This is a genomic window from Sagittula sp. (assembly GCF_052825245.1).
The window spans coordinates 19,942-37,142 of record NZ_JBRBWD010000054.1 but is presented as its reverse complement, the minus strand read 5'-3'; the positions used below and the strand labels follow the sequence as shown (position 1 = coordinate 37,142).

Here is a 17,201-nt window from a genome sequence, read left to right as displayed (position 1 = left end):
CGAGCATCCTCCGGACCGGCATTGGCCTGTGGTCAGTGCCTGAGCGCGGTGTCGGACAAACCTCAGTCTCGCTCAGGGACTGCGCCGCCCCGGGCTCACTTCTTTCGACCCGCGGCAAGCGACAGTTTCGCAATCTTGTCGTTGAGCGTCCGGCGCGGCAGGCCGAGAATGCGGGCAGCGGCCTCCGTGTTGCCGTTGCACTGGTCGAGCACGCGGCTGATTTCCTTGGCTTCGAAGTCGGCCACAAGATCCCGCAGCGTCTGGCCCGTGCCCACCACACCGCCCGCGCCGCCCTCCCGCGCCACGGTGCGCGGGCGCCTCAGGCCAAGGACGTGCCGGTCCGCCATGATGCGCAACTCGTGCGCATTGCCCGGCCAATGATGTCCCTGCAGCGCCTTGCGGTCGTCGAAGGTGATCTCCGGTGTCTGCCGCCCGTGCCGCGCGGCGGCGCCGGCGAGGAAATGCGCGAAGATGAGCGGCACGTCCGACGGCACCTGCCGCAGCGCGGGAAGCGCCACCTCGTAACCCGCGATCCGGTAATAGAGGTCCTCGCGGAAGGTGCCCTGCCGGATTGCGTCGCGCAGCGGGCCGGAGGCCGAGGAAATCACCCTGAAGTCCAGCTTGCGCGGCCCCGCAGGCCCGTCCGTCTCGCGGGTCTGCAGGATGCGCAGCAGCTTCGGTTGCAGCGCCATGGACAGGGTGTCGATCTGGTCGAGGAACAGCGTCCCCCCGTCGGCAGAGGCGATCAGGCCGGGGTTCGGCGCCCCCTCTGCCGGGGCGCGCGTGTCGCCGAACAGGATCGGTTCGGCCCCGGCCTCCGGCAGGGTGGCGCAGTTGACCACGACGAACGGGCCTTGCGCGTGCGACCCGCGGTGGTGCAGCAGGCGCGCGGCCAGCTCCTTGCCCGTGCCCGTCTCTCCGGTCAGGACCACGTCGATGGCCAGCGGCGCGATCTCCGCCAGCGTGTCGCGCAGGGCGGCCATCGTGCGGCTCTCGCCGATGAAATCCGCCTGCTCCTCAAGCCGCGTCTGCAGGCGCGCGACCTCAGCCTTCAGGCGCCCGGTCTTCAGCGCGCGCTCGATCACCGACATCAGGTGCCCGGCGTCATAGGGTTTCTCGAGGAAATCCTCCGCCCCGCGCTGCATCGCCCGGACGGCGTGGGCGACGTCGCCATGGCCGGTCAGCAGTACCACGGGCACGTCGCAGCCCGCATCGACCAGCCCGTCGAGCAGCCCGATGCCATCCATCCCCGACATCCTGAGGTCGGTCAGCACGAGGTCGGGCGGCGTCGCGATGGCGGCGGTCAGCGCCGCTGCGGCCGCGTCGAAGGCGACGGTCTCGTGCCCCACGGCCGAGATCAGGTCGCACAGCCCTTCAAGGTGGTCCGGGTCGTCGTCGACGACGAACACGCGGGCGCCGGTCATTCCGCGGCGATCCTGTCGGAGGCCAGTGCCTCGAAGGTCAAAAGCGCGCAAGTGCCGCCCCCCGCCGCGTTCGACAGCGTCAGCTGGCCGCCGAACTCCTCCACGATGTTGCGCGAAATGGATAGCCCGAGCCCAAGGCTCTCGCCGGTCTTCTTGGTGCTGAAGAACGGCTCCACCACTTTGGTCAGCATCGACGAGGGTATGCCCGGGCCATTGTCGATGACAGCGATCTCGACGGCCGTTCCGGACTGCCGCCGCTCCACCCGGATGCGCGGCTCGTCCCGCCCTGCCACGGCGTCGAGCGCATTCATCAGCAGGTTGACCAGCACCTGTTCCAGCCGGACCTGCCCGGCGAGGATCACCGGCACCGGCCCTTCGGGATCGAAGCCGATAGGGACGCCTTCGTCCGTCGCCCGCGGCGCGACCAGTTCCATGGCATTGCGGATGGCCGGGTCGACCGCAACCGGCGACCGCTCTCCGGCTTCCTTGCGCGAGAAGCTCTTCAGGTGCCGGATCGTCCGCAGCATCCGCCGGATGTGGCTGCGCGCCTTCTCGATCCGCGAGGTGGCGTAGGCGTCCGTGACGGTGCCCGACAAGAGCGTGGCGGCAAGCGTGGCCTCCATCGCGGCAAGAGGCTGGCTGATCTCGTGCACGATGGCCGCCGACATGCGCCCCAGCGCCGCCATCTTCTCCGAATGGATGAGCGCATCCTGCGCCGCGCGCAGGTCGTCCTCGGTCCTGCGCCGCTCCTCGATCTCGCGGGCAAGCGCGGCGGTCCGTTCGGCCACGCGCGCCTCCAGCAGGGCGCCCTGCCGCAGCCGCATGTCGATCAGCCGCCGTCTCTGCCACCACGTCTGCAAGAGCGCCCCGAGCGCCAGCGCCGTCAGCAGCACGACACCCGCCGTGATCGAGGCGCCACGCAGCGCGGGTGCCAGCGACGTGCTGCCCAGAAGGACCCAGTCGTCCACGGGAAGAGCCTGCCGCCGCAAAAGCCGCGTGCCGCCGCCGACCGGCACAAGCTCCTGCCCCGCCCCGTCAAGCAGCGGCAGCCGATCCGCCACCGGGATGTTGGCAAAGACGCGCTCCTCCACGATGGCGGCACGGTGCTCTGGCGACAGCGGCAGCAGGGGGCGGTAGAGCCAGTCCTCCAGCCCCGACAGGATGATGACGCCGAAACTGTCGGCCACCGCAAGCGTGTCCCCGGCGTCGGCCCAGGTGTCCTGCAGCGGGCGCAGGTCGACCTTCACGACGATCACCGCAGGCCGCCCGTCGATGTCGGCGCGCGAGGACAGGAAATAGCCCGGCTCCCCGGTGGTGACGCCCACCGCGTAGAACCGCCCTGCCCCACCGCTCATAGCGTCCTTGAAATAGGGGCGGAAGGCGTAGTTCTCGCCGACGAAGCTCTTGTCGTCCAGCCAGTTGCTCGACGCGATGGCGGTGCCGGTGTCGTTCAGCAGGAAAAGCTCGCTGGCCCCCGACTGACGGGCGACAACCTCAAGCGCCCGGCTGGCGGCCTCCGTCCTTGCATTATCGTCCGGGGTCGCGACGGCGGCACGGATGCGCGGGTCCTCCAGCGCGATGGAGGGCAGGTAGCGGAACCGCTCGATCTCTGCCTCGATGGTGCGGGCCGTCAGGACCAGAGACCGGTCCACCCTCTGCGCCAGCGCGCCCTTCGCCACATGCCACGCGGCAATGCCCGCCACGCCGGCCGCAAGCGCGGCACAGAACACAACCAGCGGCCAGAAGGCCCTGTGACGGAGCGGTTTCATGGCGTCACTCTGACACGAGAGCCACGGCGGCGGAACTGTCTTCGTCGCAGGGGGCGATGCGCACCGGCGCCCCGGGGGTGGCGCCGATTTCGCGGCAGACCGCCCCCGTGCACAGCTCCCATCCGCCCACCGTCGCGCCGGAGGCGGCGAGCATCAGTTCCGGCACCCGCAAGTCGCTGTCCCAGACCCACCAGCCGTCCTGCAGCCGGGCGTCCGGGCCGGGGTCCATCCCGGCGCCAGACCCCTGAACCGCGCTCCGGACAAGCCGCAGCGCGTCCTCTTCCACCACCCATGTCTCCTTCCAGCCGGTGCGTTCCACCGAATGCGTCCATGACAGGGTGAACTGCGGCGCCGCCAGCGCGGCCACGGCGGCACCGATGCACAGCGCGCTCATGCCTGCGCCGCCTTGCGCCCGCCGAACCAGATCAGCCCGGCGGTGAGCAACACCAGTGCAAAGCCGATCTCGTCCGTCATCGGCACAGAGGCGATCAGCGTGAAGGCCGCGACCATGGCAAGGGCCCGCACCGGCCAGCCGAGCCTGTGGCCGAACCAGCCGATCACCGCGATGCCCCAGAGCATGATCGACACGGCGGTCTTGAACACCACGTAGGCCACGGCCGGCCAGAAGCCGATTGCCTCCGCCAGGGGACCGCCCGGCTGCAGCATCAGGACCGGCGTGTAGACCGCCATGAAGGGGATGACGAAACCCGCCGCCGCGACCTTGATCGCCTCCATCGAGATCCTGAGGCCGTTCGCCTTCGCAATCGGGGCCGCCGCGAAACAGGCCAGCGCCACGGGGGGTGTGAGGTCCGCGAGGATGCCGAAGTAGAAGACGAACATGTGGCTGACGATCAGCGGCACGCCCAGGTCCAGAAGCGCCGGTCCCGCGATGGACGAGGTGATGATGTAGTTGGGGATCGTGGGGATCCCCATCCCGAGGAAGATGCAGGTGACCATCGTCAGCACCAGCGACAGGAACAGGTTCTCCTGCCCGATGGCGACAATGAACTGGCCGAATGTGTTGGCCGCCCCGGTCAGGGTCATGGTGCCGATGATCACGCCGACCAATGCGCAGGCCACCCCCACCGGCAGCGCCGTGCGGGCGCCCTCGGCCAGGCTGTCGCGGATCAGGGCCAGCGTCTCGCGCCCGCCTTTCGTCAGCGCGCACCAGGCCAGGAGGGCCGCGATGGCGATGAAGAGGATATTGGTGCCGAACTGCAGGAAGGCCGCGGTGACAAGGCCGAGCCCGATCCAGAACAGCGTCCTGAGCGCCGGTGACGGCAGGCCCAGCACAATGGAGCCGCCGAGGATCAGCAGGACCGTCAGGCCAAGGCCGACCGTGCCCGCAAACAACGGCGTGTAGCCCCCGAACAGCAGGTAGACGAGCACGCCCAGCGGCACCAGCAGCATCCAGCCTTCGCGCACCGCCTGAATGGGGGACGGCAGGTCCTCCTTCGGCAGGCCGCGCAGCGCATGTTTGCCCGCTTCGAGGTGCACGATCCAGAAGGCCGAGGCAAAGTACAGGATCGCCGGGACCAGTGCCGCCTTGACGACCTCGACGTAAGGCACGTCCAGCGTCTCGGCCATGATGAAGGCCACGGCGCCCATGACCGGCGGCATGATCTGCCCGCCCATGGAGGCGGTGGATTCGACGCCGCCCGCGAACTCTGCCCGGTAGCCGAAGCGCTTCATCAGCGGAATGGTGAATTGCCCGGTCGTCACGACGTTGGCGACGCCGGAGCCGGAGATCGTCCCCATCAGGCCCGACGACACGACCGACACCTTCGCCGCACCGCCCTGCCGATGCCCGAAGAGCCCCATGGACACGTCTGTAAACAACTGGATCATCCCCGCCCGTTCCAGGAACGAGCCGAACAGGATGAACAGGAAGATGTAGGTCGAGGAGACGTAGATCGGGATGCCGTAGATGCCTTCGGTTCCGAAGGCCATGTGGTCGATCACCTGCTCGAAGGCGTAGCCGCGGTGGTCCAGCGGATAGGGCAGATACTCGCCGAAAAGGCAGTACAGCAGGAACAGGCCCGCGATGATCGGCAGCGCAATGCCCATCATCCAGTAGGCAGCGACGAAGACGGTGACGAGAGCTATGACTCCGATAGCGATGTCGGCACTGGTTGGCCGGCCCGCGCGCAGGATCAGGTCCTGGTATTCGACCCACTGGTAGCAGGCCACGAGGATGCCCGCGGCGGCCAGCACCCAGCCAAGGGCGCGCAGGACAGGCCACGCGTCGCGGGCGTAGGCCACCAGCGGAAAGGTCAGCGCCATCAGGAAGCCCACGTGGATGGCCCGCACGATCTGGCTGGGCATGTCCAGAAGGTGGGCGGCGGTGGCGATCTGGAACAGCGAAAAGATCACGGCGATCCAGAACAGGACACGTCCGACCCGTCCGGCCGGAAAGGTCACGCCATGGGTCTCCGCCGGGACAGGCGGGGCGGCTTGGTCAGTCATGTCGGTCTTCCTTGCAAACGGAACGCGCGCCGCGCGCGGGGGGCACGCGGCGCCGTGGGTCAGCCTCCGATCAGTTGATCAGGCCCTGTTCCCGGTAGAAGCGTTCCGCGCCGGGGTGCAGCGGGATCGGCATGCCTTCGAGCGCGCTCTCGAGCTTGATCTGCGCCGCCGCCTGATGCGACGAGGTCAGCGTCTCGATGTTATCGAACAGCAGTTTGGTCATCTGGTAGGCGAGTTCGTCCGACACGTCGGAATGCGTCACGAGGTAGTTGGCGATGGACACGGTCGGGACATCGCTTTCCTGCCCCTCGTAGGTGCCAGCGGGGATCGTCGCCGCCTGGTAAGGCGCGCCGAGGGTTTCGGCGATGGATGCGGGGATCTCCACCACGGTGATCGGGACCGAGGTCGACAGGTCGCGGATCGACGCCACGCCAAGGCCCGCCGACTGCAGTGTCGCGTCGAGCTGGCGGTTCTTCATCAGTTCGACCGACTCCGCGAACGGCAGGTATTCGGTCTTGCCGAGGTCGTCGTAGGACATGCCCGCCGCCGCCATGATCGCGCGCGCGTTCAGTTCCGTGCCGGACGCAGGCGCGCCAACCGAGACACCCTTGCCCGCGAGATCCGCCAGCGTGGTCGCGCCGCTTTCCTGAAGCGCGACGAGCTGGACGTAGTTCGGATAGATGCCCGCGATGCCGCGCAACTTGTCCAGCTTCTGCGGGAAACCGGCCTCCGTATCCCCGGCCCATGCCGCCGCGACGCTGTCCCCAAGCGCAAAGGCGATCTCGCCCCGGCCGTCCTGCAGCAGGTTCAGGTTCTCGACGGACGCCTTGGTGGACTGCACCTGCGTGCGCACCTTGTCGATGTTCTCGGCGTAGATGTTCGACAGGCCGACGCCGAGCGGATAGTAGACGCCCGAGGTGCCCCCGGTGAGTACGTTCACGAAGTTCTGGGCATGGGCGCCGGTTGCGCCGACCAGGATGATGGATGCGGCGACGGTGCCGCGCAGTGCGGCTGTGAGATAGTTCATGGTATCCTCCCTTGTGCTGATCGCCCGTGGGACGATCGGCATCAAGGAACAGTGGCGACCGGAAAATCTCAAAGAATAGGCGTGTGCCGGCCGGAAATGGCGGGCAATCCGTTGCCCGGTCCGTGGCAAAGAATTGCCCGGGGGACTGCATGGCCTTGATTACCGCCGGTTCGCGGGCGGGCGGGCTTTTCGCAACGGCAGATGCATCGAGCGGTCAGCGTTTCCCTGCATTCCGGGGCCTTGGCTGGTCGTTCCCACGACCATACCCGCCGGACCGGGTAGGCCCGACGATGCCATGCGCGTTCATCTGCCCCATTGCGCCAGACCCAGCCCCGAATCACCGCCATGCGTCACGCGCTTTGCCCGCGCCGGGACGCAGCCAGACGCGGCCATGCAGCCAAAAGCGTCCTAACGTCACCCAAAAGTGCCTTTACGGCAGGCGCCAATATTCCCTGCAGATTTTTGACCAATCGGCAAAAACTCGCGCTGACGTTGTACGCGGAGCTCAAAAAACTGGACGTCAAGGCTCTGTTACCAAAGGCTGTCAGGAAACAACGAAAGACATCAACGGGGCCATTCCATGTTTCACAATCCGCTTAACGGCCGGGCCTTTGGCCGTGCCTTCACCAATCCGTTCAATTTCGAGTTCGGGACCCGCCGCGGCGACGAGCTGACCGGCACCGAGGGCACGGACTTCATCTTCGGCCGGAGCGGCGACGACACGGTGATCGCCTCTGACGGTCTCGACTTCATCATGGGCGACCGTGGCTTCGACACCGTGGTCTATTCCGGCTCGATCCTCGACGCGGACATTGCCCTCTCGGGTCTGAAGAAGGGCAAGCACCACGCCCTGAACGCATCCACCGCCATCGTGACCACCACCGATGCGCAGGGCGCCGTGACCTCAATCGACGTGCTGAAACAGGTCGAGGCGCTCTATTTCGAAGCGGACGACTATACGCTCTACCTCGACGGGACCAACAATGCCGTGCTGGCAGGCGACGACACCGCCGCCACCACCGAGACCGAGGCCGTCACCCTCGACGCAGCCGACCTGCTGGCAAACGACACCGAGTTCGACGGCGACACGCTGACGATCATTGCCGTCGACGGCACCTCTGCGCTGGGGGCGACGGTCACCATGGCAGACGGGCAGATCACCTACACCCCGGCCTTCGACGAACTGGCCGAGGGCGAGACGGTGGAGGACACCTTCACCTACACGGTCGATGACGGCTACGGTGGAACCGACACCGCAACCGTCACCGTGACCGTCACCGGCACCAACGACGCACCGGTGCTGACCGTCTCCGACCCGGCGATCACGATTGATGAGAACACCACCGCGGTCACGGCCGTCTCGGCCACGGACGTCGACAACGGCGCGGTGCTGACCTACTCGCTCGAAGGTGACGACGCGGCCCTGTTCCAGATCGCCGAGGACGGCACCATCACCTTCGTTGGCGCGCCGGACTACGAGGCGCCCGCCGATGCGGACACCGACAACACCTACGAACTGACCGTCGTGGTCACCGACGAATACGGCGCGCGCGACGAGCGGGCGATCACCGTCACCGTAAGCGATGTTCCGGAGAAGATCCTTGTCACGCAGGGGTTCGAGACCGAGGCAACCGGCAGCCGGTACGAATACGATCCGGCAGCAGGCAGCCTGACCGAACTGGGCGAGGTCATTGACCTGCCCAACGTGGGCGGCCTTGCGAGCGTCGACAGCACCGAGGCCTCCACCGGGCTCTGGGGCTATGACCTGGAGTGGGAGAACACCCGCAACGACGTGGGCATCTCGGACGGCGACTGGATTGGCGTGCAGTCCTTTGCGGGCGACGTGGGCGCCTTCACCGAAGGGCAGCAGGGCTACGAGCTGTCGGATTCGGACGGGCTGCTGCGCCTGACCTTCGACACCATCGACCTGTCCAACCGTACCGAGAACCACGTTGTGAAGGTCTCTCTCGACACCTTCCTCGTGGAGACCGGCTGGGAAACGGACGACCTGCTGCGGATCGTCGTCGAAACCAACCTCGGCACCTTCACCCTGATCGACACCACCGGGCAGGACATCGACGACCTCGACATCGAGGGCGCATGGCAGAACCTGTCCACCAAGCTGCCCGATGGCGTGACCGAGGCGTCGCTGGTGGTGGAGGTCGATTCCAATGCCGCAGCGGAGGCTGTGTACGTCGACAACGTGCGGCTGGAGGAGATCTTCCAGGTGACCCAGAGCTTCGAGACCGAAGCCACCGGGGCGCAGTACCAGCTCGACGATGCCGCCGACGGTCCGACCGCGCTTGGCGAGGAGGCCGAGGTGCCGAACCGTCCGGGCCTTGCGACCGTGGACAGCACCGCCGCCTCTGCCGGGCAGCTCGGCTTTGACCTGACATGGGTGAACACGCGCGGCGACGTGGGCCTGTCGGACGGCGATTTTGTCGGCGTGCAGGATTACGCCGGTGTCGTCGGCGCCTACACCGATGGCCTTCAGGGGTACGAACTGTCGGACAGCGACGGCCTGCTGCGGATGTCCTTCGACACGCTCGACCTGACCGACGTGGGCGAACTGACTTTCTCCATCGACTATTTCCTGCAGTCGACCGGCTACGAGTCCGACGACCTGCTGAAGGTCTACGTCGCCACCGACGCGGGTGAGGTCATCCTGCTCGACTCGACCGGGCAGGACATCGACGATCTGGGCATCGAGGGCGCGTGGAACACCCTGTCGGCCACGGTCGACGCCTCCGTGAACAGCGCGCAGCTGATCGTGGAGTTCGACAGCAACTCCGGCAGCGAGGCGGTCTACCTCGACAACGTCATCGTCACAGCCGACCCGGATGCCGTGGTCGAACCGCCGGTCGAGGACATCACCCTGATCTCGGAGATTCAGGGATCGGGCGATGCCTCCGGAATGGTCGGCCAGCAGGTCACCGCATCGGCCATCGTCACCGCGCTGACGGACGAGGGTTTCTGGCTGCAGGAAGAGGACGCCGACAGCGACGGCGACACCGCCACCTCCGAAGGCATCTACGTCTACACCGGCGGCGGCTATGCCGTCACGCTCGGCGATCTGGTCGAGGTCACCGGGTCGGTCACGGAGTACTTCGGCCTGACGGAAATCACCTCTGTCTCGGGCGTGGTGGTCCAGTCCTCCGGCAACCCTCTGCCCGCCGCAACGGTGGTGGCCCTGTCGCCGGACACCGCGCCGGACTGGGAGAGCCTCGAGGGCATGCGACTGGAGGTCATCTCCGGCACCACGGATGCGCTGACGATCAACGAGAACTACAACCTCGCCCGTTACGGCCAGATCTCGGTCTCGGCGGGCACGCAGGTGCAGCCGACGCAGATCTACGACGCGCAGACCGAACAGGCGGAAATCGCGGCGCTGGCCGAGAAGAACGCCAACGCCTCGCTCCTCCTGGATGATGGGCTGACCAGCCAGAACCCCGACGAGTTCCAGTACATCCCCGACAGCAACCCGCTGGACAGCAACGACTATCTCGACAAGGACGACGACTTCGGCGACAGCGGCACCACCGTGCGTCTCGGCACCGAGATCGCGCAGCCGATCGAGGGCGTGCTGGGCTACTCCTTCGACGAGTGGACGCTGCAGGTGACGGACACGCTGGTCTTCGACGAAAGCGCGAACCCGCGTCCGACCACCGCGCCCGACGTGGGCGGCAGCCTGCAGGTGGCCTCCTACAACGTGCTGAACTTCTTCACCACGATCGACCAGGGCTCCAACGCGACCGGACCGAACGGCGATCTCGATCCGCGCGGCGCCGACACCGCGGAGGAATTCGCCCGTCAGTCCGCCAAGATCGTGGACGGCATCATCGGCACCGGCGCCGAGGTCCTTGCCCTGCAGGAGATCGAGAACAACGGCACCACGGCCATCGGCACACTGGTCGACCTGCTGAACGCCGAGGGCACATCCGCCACCTATGCCTACGTCGATCCGACCGGCACCGGGGACTTCATCGGCGAGGATGCGATCACCACGGGGATCATCTACGACTCCTCCTCGGTGACGCTGCTGCACTCCGAGTATCTCGCCTACGCGGAACCTTCGGCGGACGCGACGGCGGCCATCGCCTCCGATCTGGCCAGCTACATCGGCAGCAGTTTCGACGACTACCAGCGCAACCGGCCTTCGGTCGCCGCGACCTTCGAGGATGCCAGCGGCAACACGTTTACCGTCGTCTCCTCGCACTTCAAGTCCAAGGGGGCGAGCGGGCTGGACGACCTCGCGGGCGACGCCGAGACGTGGCTGACGAACAACGCGGGCAACGCCAACTACGCGACGGTCGAGGGTCTGCTGGCCGATCTTTACGCCGACCCGAACTTCGATCAGGGCGACGGTCAGGGCTTCTGGAACGGTGTCCGCCTCGACGCGGCGGTGGAACTCGCCGACTGGATCGCCAACACCTACAACGGCGGCGGCACGACCAACTACGCCCTGCTCGGCGACATGAACTCCTATGCCGAGGAGGACGCGGTCCAGTATCTCGATGACGACGCGGGGCTGGTCGACCTGATCGACACCTTCGTGCCGGGCGGTCAGGACGAGGCCTACTCCTACGTCTTCGACGGCCAGCGGGGCACGCTGGACCAGGGTCTGGCCGACACGGCGCTGGCGGCGCATGTCACCGGCGCGGCGGAGTGGCACATAAACGCCGACGAACCCGGCCTGATCGGCTACGACACCAGCTTCAACGATCCGGCGTTCTACAATGATGGCATCTACGCCTCGTCGGACCACGATCCGCTGATCTTCGGGCTGGATTTCAACTACGTCTGATCCGGCACCATCCGAACGACATCAAAGCGCGGCCTTCATCGGGCCGCGCTTTCTCTTTGCGGTGTGCCCCCGCGAGGCCAGTCACGCGTCGTCGGGGATGCCGAAGAACCGCAGATACTTGTCGATGGCCCGCGCGATGACCTCTTCCGGATTGTCTGGCGCGGGCAGGCTGTAGATGTGCGTGCGGATGCCGATGTAGACGATCCCGCCGTGCAGGTTCCACAGGTCCTCCATGGTCGGCTGCGTCGGACCGGAGGTCAAAGCCGCCGTTTCCGCCAGCACGGGACGGAGAATCACGTCGCCCAGGTGTTTGAGGTAACGGTTGTTCAGGGCCGCCCCGGCAAGACCCGAGAACATGAAGATCCGCATCCAGTCATGTTCGAAGATCAGCCCGCTGTACTCCGTGTAGAACGCCAGAAGCCGCGTCCTCAGGGGCACCGAACGATCGGTCAGCCGGTCGGGCCAGTCGTTGGACAGGCGACCCAGATAGACCTTCTCGTAGACCGCTTCCAGCAGCTCTTCCTTGGTGGCGAAGTACTTGAAAAGAAGGGATTGCGTGACCCCCAGCCGCTTCGCCAACTGGCGGGTGTTCCCCTCCAGCCCGACCTCGGCGAAGAAGCGCACCGCCTCGTTCACGATCTGCTCGCGCCGCTCCTGCGGAGGCAATCTCCGGCGTGCGGCCGTGTCCCTGTCCTGTTCGGTCTGGTTGTCCACGACGGTGTCCCTGGCTCGTTGTCCCGGAACCCGTTTAGCAAATTTTTCTTGTAATGCTCACATTTTTATAGATCATCCGCTCAACAAGAGTGAGCAGACGATCAATAATCGTCAAAGGACGGGTCGCGCTCATGTAGGGAGGATACCAACATGAAGGCATCGGCGGGCGGATATGCCCGGGCTGTCGACGTGGCGCACGCGCTGGAGCTGATGGCCCAGTCGGACGGCGCGGGTCGTTTCCTGGCAGGTGGCCAGAGCCTTGTCGCAGCGATGAACATGCGTCTGTCCGAAGGCGACATGCTGATCGACATCTCCCGGATTTCGGAGCTGTCCGGCGTGGCCGAGGACGGCGACCTCCTGCGCATCGGCGCGCTGACCCGGCATGCACAGGTCGGCAGCGCCCCGATGATCCGCGCCCACGCACCGCTTCTGGCCGAGGCCGTTCGCTACATCGCCCATGCCGCGATCCGCAACCGCGGCACCATCGGCGGCGCGCTGGCCCATGCCGATCCGGCGGCGGAGTTCCCGGCCTGCGCCCTCGCGCTTGGTGGGACGCTGCACGCAAGCGGCGCCAACGGCACCCGCGACATTCCCGTGGAGGACTTCTTCGAGGACGTCTTTGCCACGGCGCTCGAGGAAGACGAGATCCTGACGGCGATTTCCGTGCCGAAGGCCGAGGCAGGCGAAGTCCAGATCATCGAGGAGGTCGCGCGCCGCTCAGGCGACTATGCCCTGACCGGCCTTTGCCTCGTCCGGCGCAAGGTGGGGCACAGGCTCTCGGTGTTCTCTGCCGGACCGGTGCCGACGCTGGCGCGCGGTGCGATGCAGGCGCTCGATGCGGGCGACATAGATGCGGCGGTCGAGGCCCTGCGCTCCGAGATCGATCCCCCCTCCGACACACAGGCAAGCGGCAGCTACCGGCGGCATCTGGCAGGCGTGCTCCTGCGGCGGGCCGTGGCGCGCATCGAAGGAGACAACGCATGACACAGGCCTTCCGCGACAAGGTGGACGTATCGCTGACCGTGAACGGCGAACCGGTCGAGGCACGCGTGCCCGCCGGTCAGCACCTCGTCGATTTCCTGCGCACCGAACTGGGCCTGACCGGCGCCCACGCGAGCTGTGAGCACGGCGTCTGCGGGGCCTGCACGGTCCGGGTGGACGGTCAGGCGGTCCGGGGCTGCCTGATGCTGGCCGCGCAGGCCGACGGGGCAGAGGTCTGGACAATCGAGGGGCTGACCGACACCGGCACGATCACCGATCTGCAGGACGCCTTCGTCGCGCGCAACGCGCTGCAATGCGGGTTCTGTACGCCGGGTATGCTGGTCGCTGCAGAGGAACTGCTGAAGGGTGGCACCGTCCCCTCGCGGGCGGCGATCCGGGAACACCTGTCCGGCAACTACTGCCGCTGCACAGGCTACGAGGCTATCGTGGACGCGGTCGAAAGTGTCGCGCACGCGCGCGCCGAGGAGGACCGCGCATGACCATCGCATTCGGAAACCCCGACCGTCCCAATTCCTACATCGGCAAGACGGTCCCCCGCCCCAACGCCGCCAAGCTGGTGCAGGGGCGCGGGCGTTACGTGGACGACATCACCCTGCCCCGCATGGTGCATGTGGCCTTTGTCCGGTCGCCCTTTGCCCATGCCCGGATCAAGCGGATCGACCTTGCCGATGCGAAGGACGTGAAGGGCGTGCTGCGGGTCTTTACCGGCGCGGATCTGGCCGAGGTATGCACGCCATGGGTGGCCGTTCTGGCGCACCTGAAGGGTCTGAAGTCCCCGCCGCAGCACGCGCTGGCGGTCGACCGCGCGACATGGGTGGGCGAGCCGGTGGTGGCCGTCGTCGCCACGACCCGCGCCGCGGCAGAGGACGGCGCCGCACGGATCGACGTGGACTACGAGCCGCTTCCGGTCGTCACCGACACGATGACCGCGCTCGATGCCGGCACGCCGGTGATCCATCCCGACCTCGGCGACAACCTCGCCTTCCGGCGGCTGCACGAAGAAGGCGACGTGGAGGCCGCGATGGCCTCGGCCCACAGGGTGATCTCTGCGAGCTTCCGCACCGCGCGGCACACCGGCGTCACGCTCGAACCCCGTTCCATCCTCGTCGACTGGAACCCGGCCGAGGGGCAGATGACGGCTTACCACGCCACTCAGGCGCCGCACATGATCCAAACGGTTCTGGCCCAGCACCTCGACATTCCCGAAAGCCGGGTGCGGGTGATCTGCGGCGACGTGGGCGGGTCCTACGGGATCAAGGTGCACGTCTACCCGGACGAGGTCGCAACCGCCGCCATCGCCAAGATCATGGGGCGCCCGGTCAAGTTCATCGCCGACCGGCTGGAGAGCTTCTCCACCGACATCCACGCCCGCGATCACGAGATCGAGGCAAAGATCGCGGTGGATGCGGAGGGAAAGATCCTCGCCATCGACGTCGACGACTGGACCGGCATCGGGCCCTATTCGGTCTATCCCCGCACCTCGGCCATCGAGGGCAACCAGGTGGTGAACCTCTGCGGCGGACCCTACGACTTTGCCAACTACCGCGCGCAGACGACGGTCGTCTTCCAGAACAAGACCCCGACCTGCCAGTATCGCGCGGTGGGCCATCCCATCGCCGTGGCGATCACCGAGGGGCTGGTGGACATGGCCGCCGCCGCCATCGGCATGGACCCGGTCGAGATCCGGCGCCGCAACATGTACGCCGACGACGCCTATCCCGTGACCTCGCCCGCCAAGATGCGGTTCGAGGGGCTGTCGCACCATGCCTCGATGGACAAGCTCATCGCGATGATGGACTACGACGCGCTGCGTGCCGACCAGGCCGAGGCACGGAAGCAGGGCAAGTACCGCGGCATCGGGATCGCCTCCTTTATCGAACTGACGAACCCCTCGCCCTTCATGTACGGCATCGGCGGGGCGCGGATCTCGGCTCAGGACGGTTGCACTGTCCGCATGGACCCCGATGGTTCCATCGTTGCGCTGTCCGGGGTGACCGAGCAGGGACAGGGCACCGAAGCGATGCTGAGCCAGGTCGTCGCCGAAGGCGTCGGCGTGCCGCCCTCCTCCGTGCGCGTCATCACCGGCGATACCCAGGTCACACCCTACGGCGGCGGCACATGGGCGTCGCGCGGGGCAGGCATCGGCGGCGAGGCCGCGCTGCAGGCCGCACGTGCCCTGCGCCAGTCGATCCTCGAAGTCGCGGCGTCGATGTTGCAGGCGGATGCCGGTGCGCTCGACATCCGCGACGGGCAGGTGGTGAACGCCGACACCGGCGAAGAGCGCCTCCCGCTGGAGGAACTGGGCCGCATCGTCTATTTCCGGGGTGACACCCTGCCCAAGGGCCTGCCCCGCGAACTGGTGCAGACCCGGCACTTCATCACGATGGACTACCCCTTCGCCTTCACCAACGGCGTGCAGGCGTCCTACCTCGAGGTCGATATTGAAACCGGCGTCGTCACCCTGCTGAAGCACTGGTGCGTGGAGGATTGCGGGCGGGTCATCAACCCGCAGCTTGTCGACGAACAGATCCGGGGCGGCATCGTGCAGGGCCTCGGCGGCGCGCTTTACGAGGAAATCCACTACGACAGCGGCGGCCAGCTGCTGAACGGCTCGATGGCGGATTACCTCGTGCCGATGGCCGGCGAGATGCCGGACATGCAGATCGGCCACGTCGAGACGCCCACCGGCGAAAGCGAACTGGGCGCCAAGGGGGCGGGAGAGGCCGGTACGGCCGGGGCCCCGGCGGCTGTCATGAACGCGATCAACGACGCCCTGCGCCCGCTTGGGGCGCAGGTCACCGAGATGCCCTTCACCCCGGAGCGCATCCTGCGTGCGCTCGGGGCATTCGAGGACTGAACCAATCGACGGGCGCGACGGGAGCGCGCCCCGAACCAGGGAGGAACAACCATGACTTTCATGAAACTTGCGACCACCACCGCGATGGCCGTGCTGATGGGCGGCGCCGCACTGGCGCAGCAGAGCATCACGGTCAACATCGGCTCGTCGCACCCGGAGGCCAACATCTGGGTCTACGCGATGAAGAACACCTTCCAGCCGGAGGTGAACCGCATCCTTGCCGAGAACGGCAACGAGTACCAGGTCGACTGGGTCGAGAGCTACGCGGGCACGCTCTACAAGTTCACCGACACCCGCGAGGCGGTCATGGACGGCATCGTCGACGTCGGCATGGTCGGCACGGTCTGGGAAGGGGCCAACATGCCGCTTCAGAACGTGACGTACTTCACGCCCTTCGCGACCGAGGATCACCGCATGATCATCGAGATCTTCGATGACCTGTCGGAGAACCTGCCGGAGCTGAAGGACTCGTGGGCGGAGAACGGCATGGTGCACCTGTCGTCGCTGATCACTGACAGCTACGACATCTACGCCACCTTCCCCGTCAACACGATGGAAGACCTGCAGAACCGCAAGCTCAATGCGCCGGGCACCTCGGCCAATTGGCTGCGCGACACCGGCGCCACGCCGGTCGACGGTGCGCTGACCACCTACTACACCAACATCCAGACCGGCGTGACCGAGGGCACCCTCTCCTTCGCCTCCGGCATCCTGCCCACCCGCGTCTACGAGGTTGCCCCCGAACTGACCCGCGTCGGCATCGGCTCGATGTATTTCGGCGGGATCGCGGCCAACAAGGACTTCTTCGAGGGGCTGCCCGCCCCGGTGCAGGAGGCCTTCCGCGAGGCGGCCAAGGCGACTTCGGTGGCGCATGGCGACTACGTGGCCGACCTCGCCGCCCGGGCCATGGACGAGATGCAGGCCGCCGGCCTGACGGTCCACCAACTGCCGGAAGAGGAAAAGGCGAAGTGGGTCAACGGCCTGCCGAACATCGTCGAGCCCTGGCTGGAGCAGACCGGCGACGCGGGCAAGACCGTGCTCAAGGCCTACTTCGACGCGCTGGCGGAACGGGGCGCGACACCGACCCGGAACTGGGCCGAAGGGCTCTGAGCCTGTCACATACGACCGTCTTGATCCC

General features: G+C 66.9%; 11 protein-coding genes. 5 read left to right on the top strand and 6 right to left on the bottom strand.

The genetic code is table 11. From position 1 onward, the window contains the following. Positions 1-95: 95 nt before the first annotated feature. From ACU0DV_RS21895 to ACU0DV_RS21875, 5 genes are all read right to left on the bottom strand, one after another. Positions 96-1,424 (bottom strand): sigma-54-dependent transcriptional regulator, encoded by a 1,329-nt coding sequence (locus ACU0DV_RS21895; protein ID WP_446240916.1) that lies wholly within the window; start codon positions 1,422-1,424, stop codon positions 96-98. After that, positions 1,421-3,193 (bottom strand): sensor histidine kinase, encoded by a 1,773-nt coding sequence (locus ACU0DV_RS21890; RefSeq protein ID WP_446240917.1) that lies wholly within the window; start codon positions 3,191-3,193, stop codon positions 1,421-1,423. Before ACU0DV_RS21890 ends, ACU0DV_RS21895 begins: the two co-directional genes overlap by 4 nt. Positions 3,194-3,197: 4 nt before the next feature. Continuing rightward, complete coding sequence (locus ACU0DV_RS21885) at positions 3,198-3,587, bottom strand: DUF1850 domain-containing protein (RefSeq protein ID WP_446240918.1); 390 nt, start codon at positions 3,585-3,587, stop codon at positions 3,198-3,200. Continuing rightward, positions 3,584-5,659: a TRAP transporter permease gene (locus ACU0DV_RS21880; RefSeq protein WP_446240919.1), complete on the bottom strand. Its 2,076-nt coding sequence runs from the start codon at positions 5,657-5,659 to the stop codon at positions 3,584-3,586. The genes ACU0DV_RS21885 and ACU0DV_RS21880 overlap by 4 nt, the downstream gene beginning before the upstream one ends. 70 nt (positions 5,660-5,729) lie before the next feature. Then, positions 5,730-6,686 carry a TAXI family TRAP transporter solute-binding subunit gene (locus tag ACU0DV_RS21875; RefSeq protein WP_446240920.1) on the bottom strand — a complete coding sequence of 319 codons (957 nt, stop codon included), beginning with the start codon at positions 6,684-6,686 and terminating at the stop codon, positions 5,730-5,732. Positions 6,687-7,266: 580 nt separating this feature from the next. Between ACU0DV_RS21875 and ACU0DV_RS21870 the strand changes: the two genes are divergently transcribed. Further along, on the top strand, positions 7,267-11,490 hold the full coding sequence (locus ACU0DV_RS21870; RefSeq protein WP_446240921.1) for an ExeM/NucH family extracellular endonuclease: 4,224 nt from the start codon (positions 7,267-7,269) through the stop codon (positions 11,488-11,490). 81 nt (positions 11,491-11,571) lie between these two features. Here ACU0DV_RS21870 and ACU0DV_RS21865 read toward each other — a convergent pair whose 3' ends face one another. Continuing rightward, a complete protein-coding gene (locus tag ACU0DV_RS21865) occupies positions 11,572-12,204 on the bottom strand; it encodes a TetR/AcrR family transcriptional regulator (RefSeq protein WP_283981137.1) in 633 nt (210 codons plus the stop codon). 150 nt (positions 12,205-12,354) lie between these two features. On the opposite strand from ACU0DV_RS21865, the gene ACU0DV_RS21860 reads away from it, so the two are divergent. From ACU0DV_RS21860 to ACU0DV_RS21845, 4 genes are read left to right on the top strand one after another with little or no spacing between them, the layout of a single operon-like run. Then, positions 12,355-13,188 carry an FAD binding domain-containing protein gene (locus tag ACU0DV_RS21860; protein WP_446240922.1) on the top strand — a complete coding sequence of 278 codons (834 nt, stop codon included), beginning with the start codon at positions 12,355-12,357 and terminating at the stop codon, positions 13,186-13,188. Further along, the gene (locus ACU0DV_RS21855; protein WP_283981139.1) at positions 13,185-13,685 is read left to right on the top strand and encodes a (2Fe-2S)-binding protein; all 501 of its coding nucleotides are present in this window, start codon (positions 13,185-13,187) and stop codon (positions 13,683-13,685) included. Before ACU0DV_RS21860 ends, ACU0DV_RS21855 begins: the two co-directional genes overlap by 4 nt. Continuing rightward, complete coding sequence (locus ACU0DV_RS21850) at positions 13,682-16,063, top strand: xanthine dehydrogenase family protein molybdopterin-binding subunit (protein WP_446240923.1); 2,382 nt, start codon at positions 13,682-13,684, stop codon at positions 16,061-16,063. Before ACU0DV_RS21855 ends, ACU0DV_RS21850 begins: the two co-directional genes overlap by 4 nt. Positions 16,064-16,114: 51 nt before the next feature. After that, positions 16,115-17,173: a C4-dicarboxylate TRAP transporter substrate-binding protein gene (locus tag ACU0DV_RS21845; RefSeq protein ID WP_283981142.1), complete on the top strand. Its 1,059-nt coding sequence runs from the start codon at positions 16,115-16,117 to the stop codon at positions 17,171-17,173. The last annotated feature ends 28 nt before the right edge of the window (positions 17,174-17,201 follow it).